Annotated in this window: 10 protein-coding genes; 2 read left to right on the forward strand and 8 right to left on the reverse strand. The window is 72.5% G+C overall.

Annotated features, from left to right (window positions below; all coding sequences use genetic code 11):
• Window positions 1-81 precede the first annotated feature (81 nt).
• From ABD350_RS26475 to ABD350_RS26500, 6 genes are all read right to left on the reverse strand, one after another.
• Window positions 82-1,137 carry a hypothetical protein gene (locus tag ABD350_RS26475; RefSeq protein ID WP_344350887.1) on the reverse strand — a complete coding sequence of 352 codons (1,056 nt, stop codon included), beginning with the start codon at window positions 1,135-1,137 and terminating at the stop codon, window positions 82-84.
• Window positions 1,138-1,139: 2 nt separating this feature from the next.
• Entirely contained in the window at window positions 1,140-1,352 is a 213-nt protein-coding gene (locus tag ABD350_RS26480) for a hypothetical protein (RefSeq protein ID WP_344350888.1), read from the reverse strand.
• A gap of 3 nt (window positions 1,353-1,355) precedes the next feature.
• Window positions 1,356-2,393, reverse strand: a complete 1,038-nt coding sequence (locus tag ABD350_RS26485; RefSeq protein ID WP_344350889.1) for a 3-oxoacyl-ACP synthase III family protein — start codon at window positions 2,391-2,393, stop codon at window positions 1,356-1,358.
• Between the two features lie 86 nt (window positions 2,394-2,479).
• The gene (locus ABD350_RS26490; RefSeq protein ID WP_344350890.1) at window positions 2,480-3,202 is read right to left on the reverse strand and encodes an HAD family hydrolase; all 723 of its coding nucleotides are present in this window, start codon (window positions 3,200-3,202) and stop codon (window positions 2,480-2,482) included.
• Window positions 3,199-4,257 (reverse strand): ScbA/BarX family gamma-butyrolactone biosynthesis protein, encoded by a 1,059-nt coding sequence (locus tag ABD350_RS26495; RefSeq protein WP_344350891.1) that lies wholly within the window; start codon window positions 4,255-4,257, stop codon window positions 3,199-3,201. Before ABD350_RS26495 ends, ABD350_RS26490 begins: the two co-directional genes overlap by 4 nt.
• 156 nt (window positions 4,258-4,413) lie before the next feature.
• Window positions 4,414-5,481: an aldo/keto reductase gene (locus ABD350_RS26500; protein ID WP_344350892.1), complete on the reverse strand. Its 1,068-nt coding sequence runs from the start codon at window positions 5,479-5,481 to the stop codon at window positions 4,414-4,416.
• 345 nt (window positions 5,482-5,826) lie between these two features.
• Here ABD350_RS26500 and ABD350_RS26505 point away from each other — a divergent pair, with 345 nt between their 5' ends.
• Window positions 5,827-7,437, forward strand: a complete 1,611-nt coding sequence (locus ABD350_RS26505; RefSeq protein ID WP_344350893.1) for an FAD-dependent monooxygenase — start codon at window positions 5,827-5,829, stop codon at window positions 7,435-7,437.
• A 61-nt stretch (window positions 7,438-7,498) separates the two neighbouring features.
• Here the strand turns inward: ABD350_RS26505 and ABD350_RS26510 are convergent, their stop codons facing one another.
• Together ABD350_RS26510 and ABD350_RS26515 are read right to left on the reverse strand one after the other, a co-directional pair.
• Entirely contained in the window at window positions 7,499-8,326 is an 828-nt protein-coding gene (locus ABD350_RS26510) for an MDR/zinc-dependent alcohol dehydrogenase-like family protein (RefSeq protein ID WP_344350894.1), read from the reverse strand.
• Between the two features lie 52 nt (window positions 8,327-8,378).
• Complete coding sequence (locus ABD350_RS26515) at window positions 8,379-9,509, reverse strand: acyl-CoA synthetase family protein (protein WP_344350895.1); 1,131 nt, start codon at window positions 9,507-9,509, stop codon at window positions 8,379-8,381.
• Window positions 9,510-9,985: 476 nt separating this feature from the next.
• Here ABD350_RS26515 and ABD350_RS26520 point away from each other — a divergent pair, with 476 nt between their 5' ends.
• Window positions 9,986-13,888 (forward strand): type I polyketide synthase, encoded by a 3,903-nt coding sequence (locus ABD350_RS26520; RefSeq protein WP_344350896.1) that lies wholly within the window; start codon window positions 9,986-9,988, stop codon window positions 13,886-13,888.
• Window positions 13,889-14,008 lie beyond the last annotated feature (120 nt).

A 14,008-nucleotide genomic window follows, 5' to 3' on the forward strand; every position in this document is an offset into this window, starting at 1 on the left:
TGGTGTGCGGGCGGCGGACACGTCGGCGGCCGGGACCGTCCTGTGGGCGGGCGGTCCCGGCCGCGCGTTGCCGGAACCCGGCTAGGACAGTCGGCGCAGCGTGAACGTGTCCGCCGCCGCGCCGCCGCCGAAGAGGGTGCCGACACCGCCGCTGACGACGTAGGTGCCGTACGGGGTGCCCACGGATGTCGTCGGCTCCGGCGAGGCCCACGGCGCGAGGGTCCGGACGGTGGTGGCACCGCGCCAGGCGGTGGTGGAGCGCAGCACGGTGACCGCTTCCCGGCCCTTGGGGGTGGCCATCGTGTTGGTGACGACGGCCAGGTCGCCGTCACCGTGGACGCTCAGGCCGTCGCCGCCGAGCACGGGGTGGTCCAGCCGGACCTGCCGTACCGCTCCGTCGTGGGGCGAGACGCGGTAGAGGGCGCCCGTACTGTCGTTGACGGCCAGGAGGTGGCCGGAGGGGTGCCAGACCAGTCCGTTCAGGCCCGGTCGGCCGTCCTCGCCGGCGAAGCGGGCGTCCCGGGTGAGGACGGAGGGGTGTCCGTCGGGCGTGATGCGGTAGATCTCGGGGGCGAAGACATCGGCCGCATAGGCCGTGCCGTCCGGGGCCACGGCGAAGTCGTTGACGAAGTAGTCGCTCTTGCCGGGGTTCAGACGGGTGAGGTCGACGAGATGGATCGGCTCGCCGGTCCGCAGGTCGTAGATGCCGATGCCGGAGATCCGGTGGGCCGTCTTCGGGGTGGAGCCCGCGGCCACTCCGGGGTCCGCGTAGGCGACCAGGACCCGGTGGCGCGGTGCGTCGACGTGGACGCCGTAGGTGGAGACCAGACGCGGGTCGGTGATCAGCGGGCGGAGGGCGCCCTGCGGGGTGACGACGGAGACGGTGCCCTTGCGGGCCGAGCCGACCAGGAACGCGCCGCGTGTCGGGTCCCAGGTGACGCCTTCCGGTACGACGTCCGGCGACTCGACGGTGAGTACGTCCGGTACGCCGGCGCGGGGTGCGGACGGCGCCGTGACGGTCACCGTCCCGGATCCGGGTACGGCGGTCGCCTGCGGGGTCGGGGCGGCCGCCGCGAGAACGCCTGCCACCAGCGCCGCCGCGACGCCTGTCAGAGCGTGCTTCCGTCTGTGCGGCATGGTCAATGTCGTCCTTCCGGGAGGGGGTTGCCGGGGGGTGGGCCGGGCTCGGTGCGACGGTGGTCCTCCGCCCCCAGGAGCCGGTGGGCCAGGGACTGTTCCACGGCCCGGCGCAGACCATCGCGTCTGCGCCGCTCGATATGGCGCAGGACCAGTCCGTGCAGCTCGGGGTCGGCCGGCACCGTCTCGTGAATGTTCGTCAGGGGGAGCGGCACGGCTCAGCCGACCGTGGCCGCGACGTGCCGGGTGCCGGGGCGCGCGAACGCGGTGGACGCCCATCGGGTCAGGATCGCCCCGACGGTCATCCCGCCGCCGAAGCCGGCCATCAGCACGGTCTCGCCCTCGGCGAACTCCCCGCGCCGGTGGGCGATGTCCAGTGTGATCGGCACCGACGCCGACCCGGTGTTGCCGTACCGTTCGAGCTCCAGGTGCATCGTGGCTCCGGGCAGGTCCAGCCGGGGCCACACCTCGCCCAGCATCACGCCGTTGGCCTGGTGGGGAACGAAGTGGCGTACCTGGTCGCGGCCGACGCCGGCCCGTTCCAGGAGTTCGTGCAGGGCGCCGGGAAGATTGTCCTGGACGAAGGAACGTACCCCGCGCCCGTCCATGCGGAAGAAGTGGGCGCCGTCCCGCAGCGTGCGGTCGTTCGCGGGCATGCGGCTGCCCCCCGCCGGGACGCTGATCAGGCGGTACTGATCGCCGCGGGTCAGGAGGCTGGTCTCCTGGATCCCGCGGGCCTGGGGTACCGGGCCGAGCAGGACGGCGCCCGCGCCGTCGCCGAAGAGAATGGCCGTCTTGCGGTCGGAGTAATCGAGTATGCGTGAGTAGATGTCCGCGCCTATCACCAGTGCGTAGCCGTCCGAGGCCGCACCCCGCAGCAGGCGTTCGGCGACCGCCGTCGCGTACACGAACCCGCTGCACACCGCGTTGATGTCGAAGGCCGCCGCGTTCACCGCGCCGAGGAGATGCTGCACGATGCTCGCCGTGGCGGGCTGCGGATGGTCGGGGGTCGAGGTCGCCAGGACGATGTAGGCCACGTCCTCGGGGGAGACCCCGGCCTGTTCCAGGGCCGCGCGGGCGGCGCGCGCCGCGAGGTCGGACGTGGCGTCGCGGTCGTCGGCCCGCCGCCGTTCACGGATACCGGTCTTGCGTACGATCCATTCGTCGGTCACCCCCGCTCCACGTGCTACCTCCTCGTTGCCGACCACTGTGTCCGGCAGATATGAGCCGGTGGCCACTATCCCCACTTGAGGCACGACTACCTCCCCTCGTTCAGGGCGGAGGGCCGGATGCTCCCCGCCGCGCGTTGCCGGGCCGCGTGCGTCGCGCGGCCCGGGGTCCGTCATCGCCGTACGGCGCCGGTGAGCAGCCGGCCCCATCCGGCGCCATGGGCATGGGCCAGGAGTTCGGGGTGGTCGCCGACGACGACCGGTCGGCCGACCTCCTGGAGCATCGCGAGATCACTGATGTGATCCCCGTAGGCCGTGCTGCGGGCGAGGTCGAACCCGCCCAGCAGACCGGCGAGCCGGACCGCCCGTCCCTTCGTCCGGCCGATCATCGGGGTGAGTACCTCGCCGGTGAGTTCGCCGCGGTGGACCACCGGACGGGTCGACAGCACGCGGCCGGCCCCCACGTCCGCGGCGATCGGGTCGAGGCAGGCGAAGAACGACCCGGAGACCAGCACCAGTTCGTGACCGAGCTCGCGGTGCCGGGTGAGGGCCTCCACGACTTCGGGCAGGTAGGGGCCGTCGTACGTCTCGTGCCACTGCGCGGTGAACCAGTCGCGTCCGGCGGCGGTGAGAGCGCGGACGCTCTCACCGCGCAGGAGCCGGTAGTAGCCCCGGTTGATCTCCTCACGGCCGGCTCCGCGCAGCGCGGAGTCGCGCAATCCGGTGATCAGGCGCTGGTAGGTGCCGGCGGGCTCACCACGCCGCTGAAGGTAGAACTCCAGGAAGTGGAACATGCTCTTGACGCGGATCAGGGTCTCGTCCACGTCGCAGAACACGCCGGTGCGGGACGTCGGCGGGGTCGTCGGGCGCACCCCCTTCCGCGGTGCCGGGGTCATGCCGGAACCCGGGTGAGCACCAGGTCGAAGGAGCACAGGACCTCTCCCTTCTGTGTCGCCTCGACGTGCACGGGCAGCGTCGTGCCCGTGCCGGGACGGGAGTCGAGGGCCCCGCCGAGCGTGTAGTCGACGACTTCGCCGGCTCCGGCGTGGGGGAGCCGGGGCACGGTGGCGCTCAGCACGGTGTCGTCCTCCAGCTCGCCGAACCGGGTGAAGCGCACGTCCAGTTCGGTGATCAGCGTCTTGGAGGGCGCGAGTCCGCGGATGTCGAGTGCGGCGAACAGCGCCAGCTGCCGGGCGCCTTCGGCGATGACCATGCCCGGCAGGTGGTCCTGCGGGTGATCGAACAGGCTGGCGTGGTGGGCCGGTATCCGCAGCAGGGCCTGGGCGTTGTCGCCGACCACCGTGGCGTCCAGCAGGACCACGTTGTCCGGGTTGGCCCGTCCGGCCAGGTGCGGTGTGAGGGGAGCTCCCGGTGTCGCCGCGGGGTAGCTGGCGGACGAGGGCAGGGCCATGCCGTCGCGGTTGTTGAGGCGCAGCGTGAGATAGCCGTTCGGGGTTTTGAAGCGCAGCCCGATGGCGGCGGTGCCGATCAGCGACTCGCCGACGTACAGGTCGATCTCGTAGTCGAGTCCGGTGACCCGTCTGTCGCGTTCCTTGCGGTCGGCGATGCGTACGCGCAGGGCGAGACGGAAGGGTGACGTGCCCACGTAGGTCAGATGCGGCTGATCGAGGCGCAGCCGCAGGTGGGTGAGGATGAACTTGTTGTCCGAGGGGACGTCGAAGAAGCGGTGGGCTCCGGCGAGCGCGGCCTGCCGGCAGGCTTCGAGGATCAGCAGCGGGTCGTGGCAGCCGGGCCGCAGCAGATGGTCGCCGTAGTAGGCGTGCGACCGGGGCAGCTGGGCCGCCGCGGCGTAACCGTCGCCGTCGACGGGTTGCAGATCGGTCAGGAACACCTCGCCCAGGGCGTCCCGATGGACGAGCAGTCGGTCTACGGTGCGGGTGTAGTCCAGCGCCGGGAGCGCTGTCCGGGTGACTTCGGGTGATGTCGTCATGGGTCCCCCTGGTTTCCTGTTGTCGGTCGTGAGTTCCCTGCTTCGTGTGCGGAGACGAACCGCACGGGCCTGGCGGGCAATGCGGGGAGGGGCGACACGCCCGGTCGCCCCTCCGCAGCGGCGTCACTGCCCGTGTGTGGTGCCGGACCGGGTCCCTCAGGCCGGGTAGATGTCGCCGGGCTGCTTCCGGTCGGCGCCCACGGTGCCGATGTGCCAGTACGGGTAGGGGGCGGCCGTCTCGCTGACCTTGTCGAGCCGGGCCAGTTCGTCCTCGCTCAGGGACCACTCCATGGCCTGGAGGTTGTCGGCGAGCTGGTGCGGCTTGGTCGCGCCCACGACGGCGGAGGTGATGCCCGGCTTGGCGAGCACCCAGTTCAGGGCGACCTGTGCGACGGTGGCACCGCGCTCGTCGGCGATCCGGGCCATCTCGTCGACGATGTCGTAGGCCTGGTTCTCGTCGGTCAGCGGAGCGGACTCGGCCGGTGTGCGCTCGGCGAGCCGGCTGCCCTCGGGGCGGCCCTCGCCGCGCCGGTACTTGCCGGTCAGGAAGCCGCCCGCGAGCGGGGACCAGGCCGTGATGCCGACCTTCTGGTCGACGGCCAGGGGCACGATCTCCCGCTCCAGGTCGCGCGCGGCGATGTTGTAGTAGCCCTGGTAGCACACGAAGCGGCTGAGGTTGCGGCGGTCGGAGACCGCCAGGGCCTTCATCAGCTGCCACCCGGCGAAGTTGGACACACCGATGTAGCGGATCTTGCCCGAGCGGACCAGGTCGTCCAGGACCCGCAGCGTCTCGTCCAGGGAGGTCCGCGGGTCGAAGCCGTGGATGTGGTACAGGTCGATGTAGTCCGTGTTCAGGCGGCGCAGGCTGTTCTCCACGGCCGCGTAGAGGTGGTGCCGGGTCGCGCCGACGTCGTTGGGGTCGTCGGTGATCCGCCAGCGGCCCTTGGTCCCGATGATCACGCGGTCGCGGACCTTGTTCAGCGTGCGGCCGAAGAACTCCTCGCCCATGCCGTTCTTGTACACGTCCGCGGTGTCGAAGAAGTTGATCCCCGCGTCGAGGGCCTGGTCCATCATGCGCAGCACGTTGCCGTCGTCCACGGTCCCGAACTCGGACCAGTTGCGGTCGCCGGCACCGAGGAACGTGGCCCCGCCGCCGAAGGTCATGGCGCCGAAGCACAGTTCGGAGACGGACAGACCGGTGTCTCCCAGGTAGCGGTAACGCATGTTCGCCTGCTTTCCGTTGAGGTGCGTTCGCGGTCGGTGGTGGTCGCGGGGCACGGACGGCGCTGTCCGTGCCCCGCGCGGCGGCCCGCCGGTGTTCGGGGGGACCGGGCCGCGCGGGGTGGGATCCGGTGGGGGAGGGAGTGCCCGGGACGGGGGGAGGCCGGGCACTCCCGGCCTGTGGCGGGGGCGTGCGTCGACAACCGGTGATGTCCGTGCGCGGGGTGTGCGCCGGACGGATCCCCTTTTCTCTCGGCTCGGGCTCGCCCGAACCGTCAACCAGTTGTACGATTGCTGAGAACCGTAAGACATCTGATGGTGTTCGTCAATGAGAGGCGGTACTGAGCGATGCCGAGCACTTCCGATCCGCGGCCGCGGGCCGTGGCGGCCGACGCGCACGACGTTCTGATCGTGGGCGCCGGGCCCAGCGGCATGGTGGCCGCGTGCGAGCTGGCACGCCGGGGCGTGAGCGTGCGCGTCGTCGACCGCGCTCCGGCCCCTTCGCCCTTCCCGAAGGCCTTGCTGGTGTGGCCGCGCAGCATCGACCTCTTCGAAGACCTCGGTCTGCTCGGCGAACTGCGCGCCGCGGGCACCCAGATCAACGCCTTCAGCTACTTCTCCGAGCGCCGGCTGCTGGCCAGCTTCGACTTCCCGCAGCATCTCAGCCCCGTATGCCTCCCGCAGAACGAGACCGAGCGGATCCTGCGCACACGGATGGAGAGCCTCGGCGTCAAGGTGGAGCGCGGCGTACGGCTGCTCACCCTGGAGGGACTGGACTTCGCGGGCCGGATCGACGGAACCGGCGACATCACCGCGGTGCTCGAACACGAGGGCGGCCGCGTAGAGCGGGCCCGGGCGCGCTTCGTGATCGGCGCCGACGGAGCCGGAAGCGCGGTACGCGGGGTGCTCGGAGGCGGCTTCACGGGCAACACCTACGAGAGTTCCTTCGCCTTGGTCGACACCCGCATCAAGGGCTTCCTGCCGCCGGACCAGGCCCTCTACTACCAGTCCCCGGCCGGAGCGCTGGTGGTCGTGGCACTGCCCGACGGCGTGTTCCGGTTCTTCTGCAGCCTGCCCCCGGGCGAGCGGGTCACCGTGGAACGCATGCAGCGGATCGTGGACGAACGCGGGCCGAGCGGGGTGACGCTGACGGATCCGGTGTGGGTGTCGGACTTCCGTATCCACGCCCGGCACGCCGACACCTTCCAGCTGGGCCGCGTGTTCATCGTCGGTGACGCGGCGCATGTGCACAGCCCCGCCGGCGGGCAGGGGCTCAACACCGGCATCCAGGACGCCCACAACCTCGCCTGGAAGATCGCCGAGGTGCTGCACGGCCGGTCCCCCTCCGATCTGCTGCGAACCTACGGACCCGAGCGGGCCGCGGTGGCCCGGCGGGTGGTGCGGGACACCGACATCCAGACCCGGGGCTGGCTGGTCAAGCGCCCCGGCGCCGTGGTGGCGCGGGACGCGGCCTTCCGGGTCGCCGAGCGCACCGGCCTGTTCCGGCTCTACGCGCCGGTGATGGCGGGACGCCGGCTGGCCTACCCGGCGCTGCGGGAGACGCAGCAGCCGAGCGGGCGGACCTCCTGCCACCTGCGCTCGCGGCTTCCCGGCGGACTGACGGTGGGCGGGGTCTTCCCGCGCTCCCTCGCCGTCCCCGGCGGCTTCGCGGGAGGTGCCGGCCGTCCCGGCGGGTGGACCCTGGCGGTGACCTGCCGAGGGGGCGCGGTGGCCTGGCGCGCGCAGACGCGGGCGCTCGTCTCCGCGTGGTCCCAGGTGCGTGTCGTCGACCTGTCGGCCAGGTCCGCCCTCCCGGAGACGGGATGCCGGCACCAGGGCTACTACCTCGTGCGCCCGGACGGGCACGTCGCCGCGCACGGCCACGCCGGGGACCTGGACCGCCTGTACGCCGAACTGACCGAGTGGCTGGGCCCGGTGGAGCGGGAGACCGCCCGCTGAACCCGCCCCGGACAAGGAAAACGGGGGGTGCGGCCGCCGGCCGCACCCCCCGTTCCCGTGCTCAGGCGGTGGCCGTCTCCGCGTCCCGCGCGGCGCCGAAGGACAGCTCGCCCGTGGTCATCAGGTCGAGGAGCTGAGCGAGGCTCCGGTCCTCCGGGGTGGCGGTGCGGAAGACGAAGTGTCGCAGCCCGGCCTGCTCCGGACCGCCGAAGAAGCGGAAGAAGCCGATGTCCTCGCGGTGCGCGGCGAAGCTCTCGTACAGGTAGACGGCTCCGCCGTCGGCCACCAGCCCCCTCTCGGCCGCCGCGAAGACGCCTTCGGCGGCCTCGTAGACGATGTCGAAGGGGCCCGCGACGGCGGCGATGTCCAGTACGGCCCGCTCGGCGCCCAGCTCCACCGCCCGCAGGGCCTGTGCGTGGTCGTCGACCACGGCGGTGACCTCCGCGTTGAGCGCGGACAGCAGTTCCACGAGGAGCCGCCCGATGCCGGCACCCGCCCCCGTGACCAGCACGCGGCGATCGCGGATGACCCCCGCGCCGCGCACCAGCCGCAGGGCGGTCAGTACGGCGACGCGCAGGGTGGCGGCCTGTTCGAAGCTCACGTGGTCGGGCAGGACGGTGGCGTATTCCGTGGGCAGCGCCATGCACGGGGCCCAGCGCCCGCCCGTCGCCACGCCCACGACCCGGTCGCCCGGCTGCGGGCTGAAGCCCTCGGGCGCGGCCCGCATGACCACCCCCGCCACGTCCCAGCCCGCGACCCAGCCCTCCGGCAGCGGCTCCGCCTTGATCATCTCGTCGAGTTCGGGAGCCACCGCGCGCACCGCGACGAGTATCTCGTCCTCGGCCTGCGCCGTGATCGCGTCCTTCATGGTGCCGAGCTGCTCAGACATGGTTGTTCCTCTCGTTCGTACGGTGTCTTCTCATCGATGGCGCGTCCGGCCTTCAGGACTCCTCGGACGCCAGAGGGGAGCTGCCGAGCGGCCGGTCCACCGTGACGACGTCGAATGCCTCCGGCTGCTCGGCGACGCAGTCGGCGAGCACGAGATGGTGTTCCAGGACCCGGAACCTGACCCAGGCCCGGCTGTGATGGTCGTCGAGGGCGTCCGGGGTCAGCCGGACCCGCAGCTGGATCCGCTGCTCCGGGGTGACGGCGACCTGGGCCTGGGCGACTTCGTCGCACGCCGTGGCCAAGGCGACCAGTTCCCTGGCGTCGATGGTGCGTCCGCAGAAGCGGAACGACGGTGGGGTGGGGCCGAACACCCGGAAGGCGGGGCCGCGTTGCCCGCACGAGCAGCGGGTGAACTCGGCGCGTTCCTGGGTGTCGTAGCGGATCAGGGGAGGGAGCCGCGCCGTGCTCAGCGTGGTGAGCAGGAGCCGGCCGTCGACCACCTCGACCATCTGATGGGGCAAGGGGTGGTACACGTCGGCCAGGCACTGCGGGCTGTGCTGACCGATCACCCACGAGGCCGGGGTGCCGTACAGGCGCCAGGTGTCGGTGTACGGGAAGTGGGCGCCCAGGAGGGTGTCGGGCGTGGTGTCGTGGGTGGCCCCGCCCAGCAGGAGGGTGCGCAGCCAGGGGATCGGCCGGCCCGAGGCGACGCCGCCGAGCAGCCGGGCCAGGGTCCGCGGCGGTGCCGCGAGCGCGGTCACCCCTTGCCGGGAGAGGAACGCCAGCCAGCCGTCGGCATCGCCCTCCGGCAGATCCCCGATGGGCAGCACGGTGGCCCCCGCGGCGGCGGCGAACCGGTTGAAGAAGTAGTGGTCGGGGCGGAGCCGGCCAGGCGGGTGCAGGTTGGCCAGGACGTCCTGGGGGGCCAGCGGATTCCAGCTGGAGAGGATCTCGGAGGCGAACATCCCTTCCGGCAGGAGGCTGAGGCCGGGTGTCTCCAGCGTTCCTCCGTGCGCCCAGAGCACCCCCGAGTCGCCGTCGCTGTAGAGGGCGAGTGCCTCCTGCGTCGCCGCCGTCAGCTCCTGGTGCGTCAGCACGGGCAGATCCCGCAGCGAGAAGGTGTCGCCGGCCACGTGGCGCTCGTACTTGGCGGACAGCGAAGGCGTCTGTACCGCGCTCCGCACGAGGTCTTCCAGCAGGGATGACGGAGCTCGCGCTCCTTTCGGGCCCCCGGCACCGAGGTGCGCCCGGGGCACGGGCGCACCGCTCGGCGGGGGGGTCGGGCGGGCTGTGCGCGAAACCATCGGGTCTCACCCTCCTCGCTCGTAGAGCCGTTACGCAGCGGCGTGTTGAGACCCCACATGCGTTGACTGGGAAACAGCATACGACTCTAGTTGCTTCTTGGTCCAGAGTCTTACTTTCGACTTCAGGGCATCTTGGGACCGGTACCTCAACTTCGCGCCACATGGCTGGTTTGAGTTGATCAATGCATCGAGAACTAATACTGGTCTGGAGTTCACTTTTGAACTACGCTCCCGCTGCTGGCGCTGCCGAGGCGGCGCCATTTGCACGTTCTTCTCCGGCACCCGAAATCCATAGGGGGGACTTCGACATGGGCGTAGGCAGAGGCAGAGGCAGACAAGGCGCAACCATCGCGGTGGTGGGGATGGGGTGCCGTTTTCCCCAGGCCGAGAACGTGGGGGAGTACTGGTCCAACCTCGTCGGGAACCGGGACTGCGTCACGCCCGTCCCGCCCGAACGCTTCGACATCGAGGCCTTCTACGCGCCCCGGCCGGGCACGCCGGGGCGGACCGCCAGCCGGCACGGGGGGTTCCTGAACGACCCTTTCGCCTTCGACGCGGGGTTCTTCGGGATCTCCCCGGCCGAGGCCGTCAGCATCGATCCCCAGCACCGGCTGCTGCTGCCCGTGGTGCGGGAGGCCCTGGAGAGCGCGGGCATCCGGCCCAGCACGCTGGCGGGCACGGCCACGGGCGTGTACCTGGGCCAGGCCACGGCCGACTACGCGCACGAAAGCCGGGTCGCCACCCACGACCTGCGTGAGGCCACGGGCAGCCACGTCCGGGCGATGGGCGCCGGCCGCGTCTCCTACGACCTGGACCTGCGCGGACCGAGCCTGCTGATCGACACCGCCTGTTCCTCCTCGCTGGTCGCCGTGCACATGGCGCGCCAGGGCCTGCTGTCGGGGGAGACCGATCTCGCCATCGCCGGCGGTGTCAACCTCGTCCTGTCGCCGCTCGACGCGGTGGCCTACTCGCAGGCCGCGATGCTCTCCCCCGAGGGCCGCTGCAAGTTCGGGGACGTCTCCGCGGACGGCTTCGTGCGCAGTGAGGGTGTCGGGGTGGTCGTCCTGGCCCGGCTGAGCGACGCGGAGAAGGCCGGGTACCCCGTGCTCGCCCTGCTCCCGGGCAGCGCGGTCACCAACGACGGACGGGACAGCGGATCGCTGATCAAGCCGGCCGAGTCCGGTCAGATCGCGCTGATCCGGCGGGCCTGCCAGGACGCCGGTATCCGCCCCGACGAGCTCGACTACGTCGAGGCGCACGGCACGGGCACACCGGTCGGGGACGCGGTGGAACTCCGGGCCCTGGCCGAGCTCGCCCGCGACCGCGCCCCGGGCCGGGGTCCGCTCAGGGTCGGCTCGGCGAAGTCCAACATCGGACACACCGAGGCGGCCGCGGGAATCGCCGGGCTGATCAAGGCGGTACTGATCGCCCGCCACGGCGTCGTCCCCGGCTCCCTGCACTGCCGCGAACCGCAGGCCGCACTGGCCGACTCGGCCGGCGCGCTGCGCGTCGTCGCCCGCAACGAGGTGGTGGGGGGCGACCCCGAGCGCACCCTCGTCGGGGTCAGTTCCTTCGGGCTGTCGGGGACCAACGCGCACGTCGTCGTCGCCAGGGCCGCGCTCAGGCCGGCGGCCGAACCGCACGGCAGGACCGAACTGCCCCCGTCCCGGCCCGCCCATCTGCTCGTGCTCAGCGCACGGTCCCGGTCCGCACTGCTCCGCCTGGCGAGCGACTACGCCGACTATCTCTCGACGGGCGGAGCCGGCCGTGAACTGCCCTTGTGGGACATCTGCGCGACAGCCGCGCTCCACCGGGACGCCCACCCCTACCGGCTCTGGGCCACCGGATCGGACCACGACGACCTGGCCGGGGCGCTGCGCACCCTGGCCGAGGGCGGCAGCACCGACGCGGCCGGCCTGGGGGAGGCGGGTTTCGGGGCGGACCGGCGCGCCGTGTTCGTCTTCCCGGGGCAGGGATCGCAGTGGGCCGGCATGGGACGGTCGCTCCTGGGGGCCGACCCGGCGTTCACGGAGGCGATCGAGGCCTGCGACGCCCTCGTGCGCGCCGAGACGGGCCGCTCGGTGAGCGAAGCCCTCGCCGCGGGGGCGGTCGGTGACGACGTCGCCGAGGTGCAGCCGATCCTGTGGGCCACGGAAGTGGCCCTCGCGGCCGCGTGGCGGGACATGGGTGTCGATCCGGCCGTGTGCCTCGGGCACAGCATGGGCGAGGTGGCGGCCGCGGCCGTGACCGGCGCGCTGTCGCTGCCGGACGCCGCCCGGGTCATCTGCCGGCGCAGCGCCTTGATGCGGCGCACCGTGGGGCAGGGCGCGATGATGTCGGTGGAACTCCCGGCCGAGCGGGCCAGGGAGCTCGCCGCCGCCGAGCGAAACGTTTGTGTGGCCGCCGAGAACGCGCCGACGAGCACGATCCTGGCGGGCGACGCCGACGCGTTGCACCGCATCGGCGAGGTTCTGGACCGCGCCGGGGTCTTCCACCGGATCGTACGGGTCAACGTGGCGTCCCACTCGCCCGCCATGGACCCGCTGCGCGACGACCTGATCGCCGCCCTCGCGGAGCTCGCGCCGGGCCACGGCTCCGTCCCCTTCTACTCCACCGTCCGCGACGGCTATCTCGCGGGTACCGGGCTGGACGCCGCGTACTGGATGGAGAACCTGCGGCAGCCGGTGCGCTTCCTCGACGGCACACGGCATCTGGCCGAGGAGGGCGACACCCTCTTCGTCGAGGTCAGTCCGCACCCGGTCCTGCAGATGGCGATCGAGGACGTGGCCCGGGAGGCCGGCGCCGCGTGCGCTGTCGTCCCCTCCCTGATCCGCGACTCGCCCGCGGAGCCGCTCGTCCTGACGCGCTCGCTCGGGGCCTTCTTCGCCGGCGGCGGGACGGTCGACTGGGAACGCTGGTTCCGGGGGAAGGCGCGCCAGGTGGCACTGCCGGGCTACCCGTGGGACCGGGAAGTCCTGCGCCGCGAGCCGGCCGGCGGCCGCGACCGGTACGCCGTCGGCGACCTGGTCACCGACATCGCCACCGATCTGACCGATGCGACGGTGCGTGTGCACGGCGTCGAGGCCGTGCCCCCGGTGGCCCATCTGGCCGCCCTCCACGAAGCGGTCGCCACCACGGCGGGCGGGGCGGCCGTCGTACTGGAGCAGGTCCGGGTGGAGGAGCCGGCCGAGCCCGCGCGGGCGGGCGAGACGGCCCTGCGGGTCCGGGTGCGCACCGCCCACGGCCGCACCGAGGGAACCGTCCACCCGGCGCGGGATCCCGGGTGCACCGCGCTGGCCGCCCGGGTGCGCCTCACCGACGAGGAGGCCGTGGACCAGCAGCAGGCGCTGCGGCGGCTGGACGCCGCCCTCGCCCGGTGCCGTACCCCCCGCACCGCGGCGCAGTTCGGCCAGGACCTGGTCAGTCTCGGCTACACCGTCGGCCCCCGGCTGCGGACCGTGCGACGCCTGTGGTGCCGGGACGGCGAGGCCGTCGCCCTCGTCGGCGGCCCCCGCGGTTCGTCGCACGTCGCGTGGGAGAGCTGCCTGCTGGTCCTGCTCGGCTGCGTCCCCGCCCCCCGGCCGGGGAAGGGCGCGTACGTCACCACGTCCTTCGGGCACGTACGGTTCCACCGGCCGCTCACCGAGGAGGCGTGGGTATGGGCCAAGCTCACCCCCCGCAACTCGGGCCGGACGGCCACGGCCCATGTCACGGTGCTCGACTCGCAGGGCCGGCCGCTGGCGGAGTTCGGCGGTATCGAGCTGCGGCGCGTCGCGCCGGTGCCGTCCCGGGGCACGCTCGGGGCGGGCGGCCTGCTCGGCACGGTCCGCAAGTCGGCCGACCGGATGGTCACGGCGGCCCGGATGCTGCGCGAGCCGCGCGGTGTGTGGCCGGCTCTGCCGCGCGCGGCGGCCGACCGCGTCGCGTGGGCGCCGGCTCCCGCCGAGGACGTCCTGCCGGGCCTGCCGCGGCAGTTCGCGCCCCGGCACGACGACGACGGACAGGCGCTCGCCGGCCCGTCCGGTGACGCCGGCGCGGTGCTGCTGGAACAGGCCGCCGAGGTGCTGGGGCTGTCCGTCGAACGGCTGGATCCGCGCCGTTCGCTACGGGACTACGGCATCGACTCCCTGAGCGCCACCCGGCTCCGGCTCAGATTCCGCCAGACGACGGATCAGGACATCCCGCTCTCCCGGCTGCTCGGCACCGGGGCCCTGCGGGAGTTGATGGCCGAGGCCAGCTCCCTCCAGCCCGCCCGGTGAGCAGCCGGCAGGCCCGGCCATGAGCCGCCGCGCGGTCCACCCCTGATAAACCACAGGCCAAGGCTGCACTACTCATCATTTATGGATCGTGATACATCTAGATGTGCTGCAAGTGCCCAG

The organism is Streptomyces nogalater, assembly GCF_039532885.1.
In the GTDB taxonomy this organism is placed as follows: Bacteria; Actinomycetota; Actinomycetes; order Streptomycetales; family Streptomycetaceae; genus Streptomyces; species Streptomyces nogalater.

Coding starts and splice junctions, on each gene's coding strand:
- ABD350_RS26495 (WP_344350891.1), bottom strand. CDS start 4,257: ATGACGACATCACCCGAAGTCACCCGGACAGCGCTCCCGGCGCTGGAC.
- ABD350_RS26490 (WP_344350890.1), bottom strand. CDS start 3,202: ATGACCCCGGCACCGCGGAAGGGGGTGCGCCCGACGACCCCGCCGACG.
- ABD350_RS26500 (WP_344350892.1), bottom strand. CDS start 5,481: ATGCGTTACCGCTACCTGGGAGACACCGGTCTGTCCGTCTCCGAACTG.
- ABD350_RS26510 (WP_344350894.1), bottom strand. CDS start 8,326: ATGTCTGAGCAGCTCGGCACCATGAAGGACGCGATCACGGCGCAGGCC.
- ABD350_RS26505 (WP_344350893.1), top strand. CDS start 5,827: ATGCCGAGCACTTCCGATCCGCGGCCGCGGGCCGTGGCGGCCGACGCG.
- ABD350_RS26475 (WP_344350887.1), bottom strand. CDS start 1,137: ATGCCGCACAGACGGAAGCACGCTCTGACAGGCGTCGCGGCGGCGCTG.